We start from the raw sequence: 13,588 nt of genomic DNA, 5'->3' as shown, positions 1-13,588 counted from the left end.
CGCCGACGGCGTCCCGTCCCCACTATGTGAGGACGGCCGCGTGAGAGCGGACGGCGATTGTGGCGCGGACACGGCGCGTGACCCCCGGGAGCGGAGACGAAGGCGACTGAACGGTTCCCGGCCGCCCGGACCGGGACTTCCTTCACGCAGACTCGGCTCAACACACGGCGTACGGCCACCGAGGGCCCGCCCACTAGGCTCATCTGTAACGGCTGCTCATCTGTAACGGCTGCTCATCTGTAACGGCTGCTCACCTGTAACGGCTGCCCTTACCCTATCTCGAACACACTATCGATCCAAGCTCTCACCACCACAAACGTGGAGTCACAACCGATCCGGCGTCACAGCTCACCGCGTTCGACGGCCAGAGCGAGTTCGACGCGCGACCGCAGGCCGGTCTTCGCGTAGACACGGGTGAGATAGACCTCCACGGTCTTGCGGCTGTAGTGCAGTTCCTCCGCGATCTGAGGGTTGCTCAGCCCGTCGGCGACCAGTTCGATGACGCGGCGCTCTCCGGGCGTGAGGCGGCCCGCCGGTTCGGGGACCATCCCGGCCTCCCGCAGGCGGCGTTCGGACAGCGCCGCCCAGGGCGCCGCGCCGAGCCGGGTGAAGATCGCGTGCGCGCGGGGGAGTTGCGTCGTGTCACCGAGCGCGCCCAGGACCAGCCGGGCCCGGGCCTCCTCGAACGGCAGGCCGTCGGCGCGGGCCTGTTCCAGCGCCGCGCCCGTCCGTGCGCGATCCCGGAACGCCCAGCCCACCGCCAGGTCGGCGGCGAGCCGGGCCCGGGGGGTGCCGTTCACCGACCGTTCGTCCAGCCGGGAGGCCGCCGCCCGGCAGCCGACGTCGTCGCCCGCCGCTCCCGTCACCAGCACCTTGACCGCCAGGGCTCGGTGCACCACCTCGGGCACCTCGTACGCGAGGGCGCTGTCGAGTTCGCGCCGGGCGGCGGCGATGTCGCCCCGCCCGAGCGCCAGGCGCGCGCGGAGCACGCATCGCATGCCCTGCTGCAGCGCGGAGCCGGGCGGGGGCTCGGCGAGTACCCGGGCGGCCGCGTCCAGCCTGCCCTGGTCGAGCAGGATGTCGAGCTCCATGTTGCGCAGCAGGGCGAGGTTCTCCAGAAGGCCCGCCTCGGCCAGTGCCCGGCCCGCGACCGCGATCTCCTCCAGTGCCCGTGCCCACTCGCCGCCCATCCGCCGGATCACGGCCATGGTCCGTACGTGCTGTCCGGCGATGTCGTGCCAGCCGAGGCCGCGGTGGATCTGCTCGGCCTGGTCGAGCACCTCGACGGCGCGGGAGCGCAGCCCGGCGATCGCCAGCACGTGCGCCGCCGACTCCAGCGACGCGAGCCGGGCGCCCGGCGGCAGCGCGGCGGCGAAGGTGAGCAGGTCGTCGACCGCCCGCTGCGTCTCGGCCCAGTCGCCCCGCACGAGCGCGTGGATGGCCAGATAGCCGACCGTGATCGCGCGGTCCTGCGGCGGGCAGTCGGACAGGCCCTCCCAGGCCCGCCGGGCGGCCTCCCTGCTGTGGAGGCCCATCTCCGCGCTGACCAGCGCCTGCTGGGCCAGCAGCGCCGAGGCGTCGTCGGCCTTCGGGATCTGGCGGCGGGCCACGTCGAGGGCCACTTCATACCAGCCCATCGCGTGGGCCGCGCCGACCGCGGTGTAGGCGGCGCGGGTGCGGCGGCGGCCGGAGGGCAGTGCGGCGAGCGCCCGCTGTGCCGAGTTCAGCGCCAGCGCGGGACGTGACCCCTTCCAATAGGCGAGAGCCTGCCTGGCCAGCAGTTCGCCGGGCTCGGGGGACAGCTCCGCGGCCTTGCCGTACCAGTGCGCGGCCGACAGCGGTGCGGTCCAGCGGGTCAGCTCGGCCGCGCGCAGCACCGCGGGCAGGGCCTCGGCGGGCGGCCCCGCCTCGGCCATGTGGGTGGCCCACTCCAGGACCCGCCTGGTCCCGGTCAGCCCCTCGCCATCGAGCATGTCGGCGATGCGGCGGTGCACCTCGCGCCGGCCGGAGGCGCCGAGGTCGTCGTAGAGCGCCTCCGCCACCAGCGGGTGCGCCAGCGCGTAGCCCTCGCCGTTCCTGGTGACGACGCCGTCCCTGACCAGTGCGTCGAAGGCGCGCTCGGCCTGATCGGGGTCGAGCCCGGCCAGTTCGGCGAGCGCGGGGAGATCGGCGGCCTCCCTCGTCCGCGACAGCGCGGCCAGCACGCGGGCGAGGTCGCGTCCGCCCCGGTCGCGCTGGAACAGCCGGCTGAGGATCGCGCCGCGCCGCGCCCCCGGATCCGCCGAGCGCACGGCGCCGCCCTGCACCAGGGCCAGCACGGCCTCCTGCGCGAACCACGGGTTGCCCCGGCTCGCGACGTGGATCCGCCGCAGGACGGTGTCGCTCGGCGTACGGCCGAGCAGCGTGGTGACCAGCTCGGCGACCTCGGTCATCGTCAGCGGCTGGAGCCGGATCGACAGGTCCACGTCGAGCGGGGGAGGGTGGCGGGCGGTGCCGAGGATCGCGACGGCGTCGTGGCGGCGTGGCAGGGCCCGCAGCACGCTCAGGGTGTCGGCGTCGGCCAGGTGCAGGTCGTCGATGGCGAGGAGGGTGGGGCCGGGCAGCGACTCCAGCAGCCGGGCGGCCATCGCGCCGGGCGCCGCGGCGGGGTGTCCGAGCGCGGCCTGGTCTATCGCGTCGAGCAGGCCGGACAGGACGTCGGCCGCCTCGCCGCCCACTGCCCCGAGCGCCTCGACGAGTGGGGCGTAGGCGCGCCCGCCGTCCAGTTCGCGGGCCTGACCGCGCAGCACACGGAAGCCCTTCAGCCGCGCCGCGGCCTCGCCGAGCAGATGGGTCTTCCCGATGCCGGGCTCGCCGAGGACGAGGACGGTCCGCGGCGTCTTCGACAGAGCCGAGACCACCTGGCCGAGCGCGCCCGCGCGGCCCTCCCCGACGGCCGGTACGTCCACGGCTGGCCGTCACTCCCTTCGCGTCCGTCCGCTGGTGTCACGTAGGACGCGGCGGAAATGTTGAACGTTCACACGAAATGTGACGCGCTCCGAGAGTGATCGCAAGGGGGTTGGTATATCAAGATTCGAACACGGCCACGGCGGCGGCGGTCAGCGTCTCCTCGACCACCTCGGCGGGCACGTCCACGGTCTTCACCACACCGGACTGCACCGCGCCGAGGGCGGCCCAGGCGCGTACGCGCGTGCCGGGGGAGGGGTCGGGCCCGGCCAGGCGGATGAACAGTTCACGGCCGAACTCCCTGATCGCCTCGCCCGGAGATCCGGGAGGGGCGCTGTCGGCGCCGCCGATGTCCTCGGTGAGCAGCCGGATCACCGCGCGGTGCCGTACGGCGAAGGCGGTGAACGCGCGCAGGAACTCCCGGTGGCCGGAGAACTCGCTGCCGAGCAGCGTGAGCAGGTCGTCGGCGGCCGGAGCGATGATCTCGGCCGCCAGCCGGTCCTTGGGGTGGAAGTGGTAGGCGACCGCCGTCTTGGTCAGGCCGACCGCCGCCGCGATGTCGGCGAGCGACACGGCGGCGTATCCCCGCTCGGCGAACAGGTCGCGGGCCGCGGCCAGGATGCGGGACCGGGTCGCGTTGCCCTGGTCGAGTGTGGTCATCGTCTCATTTTCCGGCGCGACGCTCGCCGCCGATCAAATCCTTTTACCCTCGTTTTGTACGGCCGTACAGGACGGCCGTGAGGACATGCTACCCGGGACGGACGGCGATGAGCGGACTACTGGGGCGGCTCGGTGGATGGTGCGCACGCCACGGCTGGATCGTGCTGACCCTGTGGGTGCTGGCGGCGGGCCTGTTGACGGCGGGCACCCTGGTGTGGGGCCGGCCGGTGAACAACAACGTGTCGATCCCCGGCACCGACGCGCAACGGGCGCACGAGCTCATGCGCGAGGGCTTCGGACCGGGGTATGACCCCGGCGGGACGGTGCAGCTCGTTCTCTACACCGCGAACGGCACGCTGATCGACAAGTCCCGCAAACAGGCCGTCGAGCGGTCGTTGGACGCGCTGCGGCGTACGCCGCACGTCGCCGAGGTGGAGACGCCGTACCGGATGGGCGGCATGTCGTCCAGCCTGCGGATCGGGATGATCACCGTACGGCTGAAGGGGCAGGACACCACCAAGCTCGCCCAGACCTCCGAGCAGCTCGTCGCCGTCGCCGCGCCGGCGGTGCGGGCGGGCATCGAGGTCGTCCCCTCCGACAGCTCCACACCCGCGGACAAGCAGATCAAGACCGGTGCCAGCGAGATCGCCGGCGTCGTCTTCGCGCTGCTGGTGCTGCTGTTCGCCTTCGGGACGCTGGTCGCCGCGCTCGTGCCGATCTTCACCGCGCTCATCAGCATCGGCGTGGGGCTCGGCCTCATCGCGTTGCTCGGGCACGTCGTGGACGTGCCCTCGACGGCGTCGATCCTGGCCACGATGATCGGCCTCGGCGTCGGCATCGACTACGCGTTGTTCCTGCTGTCGAGGCACCGGACGCTGCTGGCCGGCGGCGTGCCGGTGCAGGAGGCGGTCCGGCGCACGGCGGCCTCGTCGGGCGGGGCCGTGCTGTTCGCCGGCGGCACGGTCGTGATCGCGCTGAGCGCGCTGATGCTCACCGGCTTCCCGCTGCTGCGCACGCTCGGCTGGATCACCGGCGTCTCGGTCGTGTGCGCCGTGCTCACCTCGATCACGCTGGTGCCGGCGCTGCTCGGCCTCCTCGGGCACCGGATCAACGCGCTGCGGCTGCCGCTGGCCGGGCGCACCACCCGCCGCGACGGCCCGGCCACGGGCTGGGCCAAGCTGGGCGTCTGGGTGGCGCGCCGTCCCTGGCGGGTGCTCGCCGTCACCGTGGTCGTGCTGGCGGCGCTGGCCGCCCCGGCAGCCACGATCAAGCTCGGTCCGCTCGACAACGGGTACGGCGACAAGGGCACCTCCGCCCGCCGGGCGTACGAGCTGATCGAGGCGGGCTTCGGCCCGGGGGCCAACGGCGGGCTCGTCGTCGTGGCCGAACTGGACCAGAAGATCGCCGACTCGACGCCGCCCGACCCGGTCGTGCAGGTGCTGCGGCAGCGGGTCGAGCACACCGAGGGCGTCGCCTTCGTCGCCCCGCCGAAGGTCAACGAGGACGGCCGCTCGGTGCTCATCCAGGCCGTCCCCGACTACGCGCCGAGCGACCCGCGGGCCCTCGACGTGGTGAAGCGGGTGCGGGCCATCGAGGTGCCCGGGGCGCACGTCCACGTCGGCGGCGAGGTGGCCGGGCTGGCGGACGCGGGCGACCGCATCATGGGCAGGACGCCGCTGGTCGTCGGCATCGTCGTGCTGCTCAGCGCTCTGCTCCTGCTGCTGGCCTTCCGCGCGCCCCTGGTCGCGATCAAGGCGGCGGTGATGAACCTCGTCTCGCTCGGCGCGGCCTTCGGCGCCCTCGCTGTGGTGTTCTCCCACGGCCTGGGCAGCCGCCTGGTCGGCATGGACCCCCCGCCCTCGGCCGACGGGTCCTACCTCGCCACGCTGTTCTTCCCGGTGCCCATCGACACGTACGTGCCGCTCATCCTGTTCGCCGTGCTGTTCGGCCTGTCGATGGACTACGAGGTCTTCCTGCTGACCTCCGTGCGGCAGGCCTACTCGCGCAGCGGGGACAACCGGAGCGCGGTGGCCGAGGGACTGGGGTCCACCGGCCGCGTCATCACCTCGGCCGCCCTGATCATGGTGGCGGTGTTCACCGCGTTCATCGCCTACCCCGACCCTCTGGTCAAGGTGTTCGGCGTCGGGCTGGCCGTGGCCATCGCCGTCGACGCGACCCTGATCAGGGGCTTCCTCGTGCCCGCCACGATGGTGCTGCTCGACCGGCTCAACTGGTGGATCCCGCGCTGGCTCGACAGGATCCTGCCGAACCTGTCGATCGAGGGCCACGAGGAGGACGGCGCGCCCGCCGAGGCGGAGCCCGAACTGGTGGGCGCGGGCGGGCACGCCCGCGCCTGACGTCGATTCGCGTGAGGGATCAGAAGTTCTTGCTGCGGACCGCCCAGGAAGGCCGGGTCGCCAGGCCCGAGGGCCCCAGGATGTACGACCGCGCCGTGGCGTTGCCGTTGAGCGTCATGTCCAGGAACTGGACCACCGCGGTCATGCCTTCGCTCATCTGGGCGCCGGTGATGAACCCGACGTGACCGGCCTGCGATTGCTCGGCGAGCACGGCCGGCACCTGGGCCAGGTCGTAGTTGGCCCGGGTGTTGTCGTAGGCGATGTCGGAGGGCCCGCCGTCCATGAACATCACCGGGGTGTGCAGCTTGGAGAGCTCCGAGCGGGGGTATCCGAACGAACCGTCGGCGAAGAACCCGCTGTCCAGCGAGACGACGCTCTTGACCCGCCGGTCCTGGGCGGCGACCAGCGCCTCCAGCCCTCCGCAGGAGTGGCCGGCGGCGGCGACCCTGGACAGGTCGAGGCGCTGGTAGAGCGGTGAGCCGCTGCGGGCGTTCTCCCGCTCGGCCCAGCTGATCCCGTCGGTCAGCAGCGACGGAATCGGGGACCCGCTCTGCACGCCGTTCGACGAGCCGTCGACCGACGCGGTGTCCACCACGACGAACCCGCGGGCCGCGATGAACGTCAGTGCCTGGATCACCTCGCTCCCGTTGGTGTGCGCGCAGGCCCCGTTGCCGAAGACCAGCACGGGCATGGCACGACCGACGGCAGAGGGGTTCGACGGCCGGAACACGGTGTAGCGGTTGGTGCCGTACGCGCCCTCCCGCGTGACCGGGAAGTTGTTGTCGATGGCAGGACGGCTCGGCGGCGTGGGGCTGGCACTCGGGGAGGCACTGGCACTTGGGGAGGAACTGGGGCTCGGCGAGGGCGTGGGCGTTGGGGAGGGAGACGGCGAGGGAGTGGGCGTCGGGGTGGGGGACGGTGAGGTGACGCCGCCGGTGCAGGTGACGCCGTTCAGGGCGAAGCCGGACGGCACGGGGTTGGAGCCGTTCCAGCTCCCGTTGAACCCGAAGCCGGCGCTGCCGCCGGTGGGGATGCCGCCGTTGTAGGAGGCGTTGGTGACCGTGACCTGAGAGCCCGACTGGGTGAAGGAGCCGTTCCACAGCTGGGTGACGGCCTGCCCGGCGGGGAACGACCAGGTCAGCCTCCAGCCGTTGATCGCGTCGCCGAGGTTGCGAACGCTGACGCTTGCGCCGAAGCCGCCGGGCCACTCGCTGGTCACCGTGTAGCTGACCTCGCATCCGGCCGTGGCCGCCGACGCGACATGGGCCGCGGTCACCGTGACGCCGGCCGTCAGCAGCACGGCGGCGGCAGCGGACAGCCGCGACCGCCGGCGGAAAGAGCTGTCAAGTCGCACGGGCTTTCCCTCCGAGACAACGGGTGTTAGCGCTAACAACTTCAGGACGCCGATGTCGACGGGTGGTGGGCTCCTGGAGTCGCGAGTCAACCCCGACACGAAAGGGCGAGTCAAGGAACTTGATACTCTCGCTGTTCCCCTCGCGACGTGAATCCCCTGTTGAGCAGGCGCTTCGGGGAAGCGTGTGAAAGGCCGGCCGTCAGGACGACGGTGAATATTTCAATCCCCTGCTCGTCGTCGCAGGGTCAGGAGATCACTGGAGGGGGCGGGCTGTCCTGCGGATCGGGACTCTTCGGTTCGGGACTCTTCGGCTCGGGGTCGCGTGGTTCTGGGCTCTTCGTCTGGGGGTCGCGTGGTTCTGGGCTGCGGGACTCGGGCGGCTCGGGGCTCGCCGCAGGGGAGGGATCCTTCGCCGGACCCGGACTCTCCTTCGCAGGCTCCGAGGGCGACTCCTGCGGCTTCGGGCACCGGGGACCGGTGACCCGCGCCTCGGCCTGGCGTGGCCCGCCGGGATCGGCCGGCTCGGTCGTGACGCGCACCCCGAACACGGCCCTCTTCCCGCACTCCACGGTGCCGAGGCCGGCGGCCACCGTGAACGAGTAGGACGTGCGGCCGGAGAGCGTGCGGGTGTCGGACGCCGCCACGCGGCCGTCGCGCGTGAAGATGCTGGAGACCCTGACCGGGCCCTTGCCCGAGGTCCGCACCGTCACGGCCGCCGTCCTGCCGTCCCAATCATCGATCGCCACGCCCTCGACCGCGGGGGCCGGGCAGGGCGGCCCGGCCAGTTTCCGCGTGCGCGTACGGGTTCCTCCCTGTGCGGCGGGGACCGTGGACACCTCGACCCGCCTGTAGACGGTGGTTCCGCAGGCCGGGGAGGGGAAGGGCTGCTGCAGGCCGATGTGATAGGACGTCGCGCCCCGCAGCCCGACCATCTGCGACGGCGCGGCGGCGAGCGCGTCCGGCGACGGCCCGGAGGCGAAACGCGCGGTGAGCAGGACCCGGGCCGCGGTGCTCGCCCGTACGTCGACCGTGACCGCCTGACCGTCGAACGCCGCGATGCCGAGATCGGTCACCCGCGCCGGTGCCGGCGACGCGGTCGCCCCCATGTGGGAGGGGGTGGCGCTCCCCTGCGGCCCGGAAGGTCCCGGCGGCACGGCCGGTCCGGTGGACACGGACGACACCGGCGTGCCGGACAGTTCGGGCGGCGTCGTCCCGGCGTTCTCGTCCGGCCCCGCATCGGCGGGTCCTGAAGCGGCCTCCGAGGTCTCGTCCGGCGCCGTCTCACCGGGTGCGGACTCGCCGGGCGCTGTGTCGTCGGGCGCTGTCTCGTCGGGCGCGGCCGGCGGGACCGTCTCGGCCGAGTCCGGGGCCGGGGGAAGCGCCGCCGGGGCGCTGTGCGGTGGCGGTGTGAGCAGGGTGTCCTGCGCGACCGGCGTCTGCCGGTTGGCCGCGACCACCGCCGCGATCACGGCGGCCGACAGCACGGCGGCGCCGATGGCGAACCGGGGCGCGAAGCGCGAGAGCCGCTCGGACAGCACGGTCTGGGCGAGGGACGTGGACGCCTCGACCGGCTCCGCCGGAGCGGCCAGGGGAAACGTCAGCGCCAGCAGGGTCGCGAGTTCGGCCAGGTGCCGGCGGCCCCGCTGCTCCCAGTCGGACCCGTACGCGGCGGTCGCGGCGGTCTCCAGGTCGGCGATGAACGCCCGTGCCGTGGGCGGCCGGTCCGCCGGGTTCTTGGCCATGCCGCGCGTGACGAGGCCCCGCACCGAGCCCGGCACGTCCGCCGCGGGGATGGGAGCGCTGCGGTGCAGCATGCGCAGCGCCGTCAGATCGCCGGCCCGGTACGGCCGGCGCCCGGTGAGGCACTCGTAGAAGACGCAGGTGGCGGCATAGACGTCGGCGGCCGGGCCGGCGGGCCCGCCATACCACTGCTCGGGGGCCATGTAGGGCGGCGTGCCCGCGGTGGTCTCCGGCGAGCCGCTCGGTGTCGCGATGCCGAAGTCCGACAGCTTGCTGTTGCCGTCGGCCTGGATCAGCACGTTCTCCGGTTTGTAGTCCCGGTGGACGATGCCCGCGGCGTGCGCGGCCGACAGGCCCGCCAGCGAGCCCTTCAGCACGACCAGCGCCGCCTCCGGGCTGGTCGAGCCGTGCTCGGCGAGGATCCTGCGCAGCGAGACCCCGTCGACGAGTTCCATGACGATCGCCGCGCCGTCGCGCGCCTCGACGTACTCGTACAGGCGCACGATGTTCGGATCGTTCAGCTCCACCATGACCCGGGCTTCGTGCCGGAACCCGGCGAGGAAGCGCCGGTCCCGCCGCAGTTCCTCGCGCAGGTACTTGATCGCGACGTAGGCGCCGGTGGTCACGTAGGTCGCCAGCACGACCCGCCCGGCGCCGCCCGCGCCGAGTTCGCGCACCTCCCGGTAGCCCGGTACCGACCAGGCGTTCATGACGCCGCCCCCTCGGATTAGGTCGTCTCTGACAAATCAAGCCCTGCTGCGCGTGGCCCAGGCGGCGCCTCGCTGCGTTGTCGCCCCACCCACGAAAACTCCTCGCAAGCTCGGACTTTCCGCGGGGCCCGGGAAGATCGGCCGGAGGCTCCGCTCCGACCTCCTCCTCCGCCTTGCGATGCATCCACCTGGATCCCCGCTCGCGATGGGCAGCATTTGCCAGACACTCCCTGGCCCTGACTCAAGGTCTCACCCGAAAGGGCGGTTGTCACCGGAGCAAAAAAGTCACCTTGCGGATGTAGTCCTGGCCTGCGCGGTCACGTGCCGGGCCGCGCGTACGGCGAGGTCGCGGGCGCGGTCCACGTCCACTCCCACCAGGCGGCCCCCGCGCTTGACGATTCGCCCGCCGACCAGCACGGTGTCCACGGCGGCGGTGTCGGCCGCCGTGACGACCGCGGCGACCGGGTCGTGCACGGGCGCGAGGCCGGGGGCTCCGGCGTCCAGGATCACGATGTCGGCCTGCTTGCCGGGGCGCAGCGAGCCGATCCTGCGGTCCATCCCGAGCGCGGCCGCGCCCTCGAGCGTCGCCATGCCGAGCACGTCGGACGCGGTGAGCTCCGGCGCCGCCTGTCCGGCGCGTCCGGCCGCGAACGCCGCACGCATCACGGAGAACATGTCGCCGGGGACGTCGGTGACCGTGTCCACGCCGAGTCCCATCGTGATCCCGGACGACCGCAGCCTGCCGGTCTCGGGGTGGCCGTGCCCCATCTGCGACTCCACCGCCGGCGCCACCGAGGCCGTGCCGCCGCTGCCGGCGACCAGCTTCAGCGACTCGTCCGGGATGCCGTTGCAGTGCACGAACAGCACGTCCGGGCCGAGCAGGCCGGCGTCGTGCAGTCGCTCGACCGGGCCCTCGCCGGTGGCGTGCAGGCTGAGGCGCAGGCCGAGGTCGCGGGCGAGCGCCCAGTCGGCCCGTGCCGCCTCGACCGAGCCGTAGACCGGGCCCCAGGCGGCGAAGGCGGGGGTGACCAGGCCGTCGTCGGACGGCAGGAGCACCGAGCGGACCCGCCGCACCTCGTCCTCGGCACGGTCGGCGTCGCCCGTTCCCCGATGGGCGTACCCGAAGACCGCCCGTACGCCGGACTCGCGCAACGCCTCCACGGCCGCGTCGGTGTGGCCGGGGGTGAGCTGGATGTGCGACCAGTCGTACACGGTGGTGACGCCGGCGTTGAGCGCCTCGATCGCGCCCCAGAGGTTGGCGGCGTATACGTCCTCCGCCCGGAACGCCGGGGTGAGGGTGCCGAGGACCAGGCCGAGGTACGCGCCGAGCGTCGCGTCGGCCGCGATGCCCCGCAGCACGCTCTGCCAGACGTGGCGATGGGTGTCCACGAAGCCGGGCAGCACGATGCCGCCGGCGGCGTCGATGATCTCGGTGCCTTCCACCGGGTCGTCCGGCCGCGGGCCGACCGACACGATGACGCCGTCCTCGATGACGACGGCCGCGTCCGGCACGACGTGGGGACGCGGCTCGGTGTCGACGACGATGCCGTTGACGATGATCGTTCTCACGGGCGAACCTCTTTTCGGAATGCTTTCAGCAAAGCTTTCAGAAAAGCTATCAGGGTGAGGGACTAGGCTCAACCTCATGCGACAGCGGGACCGGGTCGACGAGATGATCGAGGGATGGCGGGCCGAACTGCCGGAGGCGGCCACCGTCCAACTGGAGATCGTCAAGCGCGTCAGCCGGCTCAAGGCCCGCATCGAGGAGGTCACACAGGCGGTGCTCGGCCGCTACGGCCTGACGTACGCGGAGTTCGACGTGCTCGCGACCCTCCGCAGGGCCGGTCGGCCGTACCGGCTCAAGCCGAGCAGGCTCGCCTCCCACCTCATGCTCACCACCGGGGGGACGAGCAACATCCTGCAGCGGCTGGTCGCCGCGGGGCTGGTCGAGCGGGAGCCCGATCCGGCGGACGGGCGCAGCTCGTGGGTCCGGCTCACGCCGCTCGGCGTCGAGAGGGCCGAGGAGCTGTCGCTGGCCACGACCGAGGCGCACAGGGAACTGCTGGCGGACGTGCCTGAACCGGCCGTGCGCGCCCTGGCCGACCTGCTCAGGGACGTCCTGCTCGCACTGGGCGACCGCACCCAGCCCTGACCACCACGACGCTCCGGGCGGGGCCTAAGGTGCTCTCATGCCGCGCAATCTCATCCTGTCCGGGGGGGTGGCCCACGACTTCCCGGCCACCTCAGCCGCCCTCGCGGGCGTGCTCGCCGAGATCGGCATCGAGTCGGAGATCACCGAGGACGTCGCCGGAGCCCTGGCCGCGCCCGCGCCGGTCGACCTGATCACGGTCAACGCCTTCCGATGGAGGATCGACGGCGACGACTTCGCGGAGGAGCGGGACCGCTGGCGTTTCGAGACGCCGGACTCCGTCAGGCGGACGGTGCTCGATCACCTCGCGAGGGGTGGCGGGCTGCTGGCCGTGCACACCGCCTCGCTCTGCTTCGACGACTGGCCCGAGTGGGCCGAGATCCTGGGCGGCGCCTGGAGGTGGGGCACGTCGTACCACCCGCCGATCGGCCGGGCGAAGGTCCGGCTCGGCGCCGGTCATCCGATCGTCGACGGCCTGACCGGCTTCGAGGTGACCGACGAGGTCTACACCGACCTCGACGTCCTCCCGGACGTGGAGCCGCTGGCGTACTCCGCAGACCAGCCCCTGCTGTGGGCGAGAACCGTGGCGGGCGGCAGGGTCGTGTACGACGCGCTCGGCCACGACACCCGGTCGTACGAGAACCCGGTGCGCCGCACCCTGCTGCAACGGGCGGCGCGGTGGCTCCTCGGGAGCTGACCTCCGGAGACTTACCGCCCCCAGAGCGTCGCGGCGACGAGTTCGGGCACCAGCGTCTCGGTGAGCAGGGCGACGTCCGGGTCGTCGTCGTGGCGGTAGCGCACCGCCGCCGCCTGCCCCTCGACCTCCCCGCCGACGGCCAGCACCCGCGACCCGCGCAGGCGAATCCACTCCATCGCCTGCTCGTCGTAGCGTGACCCGGGGAACAGCACGGCTCGGTAGTCGCGGGTCTTGGTGAGATAGACGTCCACGTGCGCCCAGTCGCCCGTCTCGCACGCGTCCGCCTGGATGCGCGGTCCCTCGCGGAACATCAGCGCCGACTGCTCGGCCGACGACAGCCGTTCGGCCGGCGCGATCGTGTAGACGCCGTGCGGCCCGTCGAGCAGCCTCACGGCGTCCGCCAGCCACTCACGCCGCCGCTCCAGCAGGTCGGCGGTGGCCGCCGCGGCCCGCCGTACGAGGCCCGCCACGGCATCGGGGCCATCGGCGAGCGTGAGCAGGAGGGCGAGCGTGTGCTGGAAGGTCCGGCAGGCGACGCCGCCCCGCTCCTCGCCCGCGAGCATCGGCACGACCAGGTCGGCGCCCTCGGTCACGGGGGAGCCGGGCCGGTTGGTCAGCGCCACGACGAACGACCTGCCCCGGTGACGGGCCAGGGCGTCGAGCGTCTCCCGGCTGCCGCCCGTCGCCGACACGACGACGGCGGCGGTGCGCGGGCCGGGCGGGGTGCCCAGCGCGGCGGAGGCGTACTCCGCGACGGCGTCCACCCCGGCCGCCCGCAGCCGCTGCGCCGCCACCCCCGCCGCGTAGCGCGAGCTTCCCATGCCGAGGAACACGACGCGATCGAACCGCCGCGTCAGCCCCTCGAACGGATCGCCGCCGTCCAGGAGGCCGGCCAGCGCCTCCAGCGCCTCCGGCTTCGCCTCCAGGTCGGCAAGGAAGAGCCCCGCGTCCACGTCCGTCTCCTTCGTTTCGTGG

The 13,588-nt window shown here is 72.9% G+C and carries 9 protein-coding genes; 3 read left to right on the top strand and 6 right to left on the bottom strand.

The window, feature by feature from the left end; genetic code table 11:
• Positions 1-341: 341 nt before the first annotated feature.
• Both HHX35_RS44490 and HHX35_RS04520 read right to left on the bottom strand, forming a co-directional pair.
• Positions 342-2,948, bottom strand: a complete 2,607-nt coding sequence (locus HHX35_RS44490) for an AAA family ATPase (protein ID WP_182897681.1) — start codon at positions 2,946-2,948, stop codon at positions 342-344.
• Positions 2,949-3,066: 118 nt separating this feature from the next.
• Complete coding sequence (locus HHX35_RS04520; protein WP_182897680.1) at positions 3,067-3,606, bottom strand: TetR/AcrR family transcriptional regulator; 540 nt, start codon at positions 3,604-3,606, stop codon at positions 3,067-3,069.
• Between the two features lie 107 nt (positions 3,607-3,713).
• Here HHX35_RS04520 and HHX35_RS04515 point away from each other — a divergent pair, with 107 nt between their 5' ends.
• Positions 3,714-5,963: an MMPL family transporter gene (locus HHX35_RS04515; protein ID WP_182897679.1), complete on the top strand. Its 2,250-nt coding sequence runs from the start codon at positions 3,714-3,716 to the stop codon at positions 5,961-5,963.
• 19 nt (positions 5,964-5,982) lie between these two features.
• On the opposite strand, the gene HHX35_RS42475 is transcribed toward HHX35_RS04515, so the two are convergent.
• The 3 genes from HHX35_RS42475 to HHX35_RS04500 all read right to left on the bottom strand — a co-directional run bounded on the left by HHX35_RS42475 (position 5,983) and on the right by HHX35_RS04500 (position 11,336).
• Entirely contained in the window at positions 5,983-7,317 is a 1,335-nt protein-coding gene (locus HHX35_RS42475) for a cellulose-binding domain-containing protein (RefSeq protein ID WP_310738889.1), read from the bottom strand.
• 245 nt (positions 7,318-7,562) lie between these two features.
• Positions 7,563-9,767 (bottom strand): serine/threonine-protein kinase, encoded by a 2,205-nt coding sequence (locus HHX35_RS04505; protein WP_182897678.1) that lies wholly within the window; start codon positions 9,765-9,767, stop codon positions 7,563-7,565.
• A 285-nt stretch (positions 9,768-10,052) separates the two neighbouring features.
• The gene (locus HHX35_RS04500; protein WP_220504924.1) at positions 10,053-11,336 is read right to left on the bottom strand and encodes an amidohydrolase family protein; all 1,284 of its coding nucleotides are present in this window, start codon (positions 11,334-11,336) and stop codon (positions 10,053-10,055) included.
• Between the two features lie 76 nt (positions 11,337-11,412).
• On the opposite strand from HHX35_RS04500, the gene HHX35_RS04495 reads away from it, so the two are divergent.
• Together HHX35_RS04495 and HHX35_RS04490 are read left to right on the top strand one after the other, a co-directional pair.
• Positions 11,413-11,919: a MarR family winged helix-turn-helix transcriptional regulator gene (locus tag HHX35_RS04495; RefSeq protein WP_182897676.1), complete on the top strand. Its 507-nt coding sequence runs from the start codon at positions 11,413-11,415 to the stop codon at positions 11,917-11,919.
• A gap of 37 nt (positions 11,920-11,956) precedes the next feature.
• A complete protein-coding gene (locus tag HHX35_RS04490) occupies positions 11,957-12,613 on the top strand; it encodes a ThuA domain-containing protein (protein ID WP_182897675.1) in 657 nt (218 codons plus the stop codon).
• Between the two features lie 11 nt (positions 12,614-12,624).
• On the opposite strand, the gene HHX35_RS04485 is transcribed toward HHX35_RS04490, so the two are convergent.
• Complete coding sequence (locus HHX35_RS04485; RefSeq protein WP_182897674.1) at positions 12,625-13,566, bottom strand: SIS domain-containing protein; 942 nt, start codon at positions 13,564-13,566, stop codon at positions 12,625-12,627.
• Between the last annotated feature and the right edge of the window lie 22 nt (positions 13,567-13,588).

It is taken from the genome of Microbispora sp. H10830 (assembly GCF_014161375.1).
In the GTDB taxonomy this organism is placed as follows: Bacteria; Actinomycetota; Actinomycetes; order Streptosporangiales; family Streptosporangiaceae; genus Microbispora; species Microbispora catharanthi.
This window is presented reverse-complemented; position numbering and strand designations above follow the sequence as displayed.

Excerpts from the sequence above, each read along its gene's own strand:
- HHX35_RS04520 (WP_182897680.1), bottom strand. The coding sequence starts at position 3,606 with ATGACCACACTCGACCAGGGCAACGCGACCCGGTCCCGCATCCTGGCC.
- HHX35_RS04515 (WP_182897679.1), top strand. The coding sequence starts at position 3,714 with ATGAGCGGACTACTGGGGCGGCTCGGTGGATGGTGCGCACGCCACGGC.
- HHX35_RS04505 (WP_182897678.1), bottom strand. The coding sequence starts at position 9,767 with ATGAACGCCTGGTCGGTACCGGGCTACCGGGAGGTGCGCGAACTCGGC.
- HHX35_RS04495 (WP_182897676.1), top strand. The coding sequence starts at position 11,413 with ATGCGACAGCGGGACCGGGTCGACGAGATGATCGAGGGATGGCGGGCC.
- HHX35_RS04490 (WP_182897675.1), top strand. The coding sequence starts at position 11,957 with ATGCCGCGCAATCTCATCCTGTCCGGGGGGGTGGCCCACGACTTCCCG.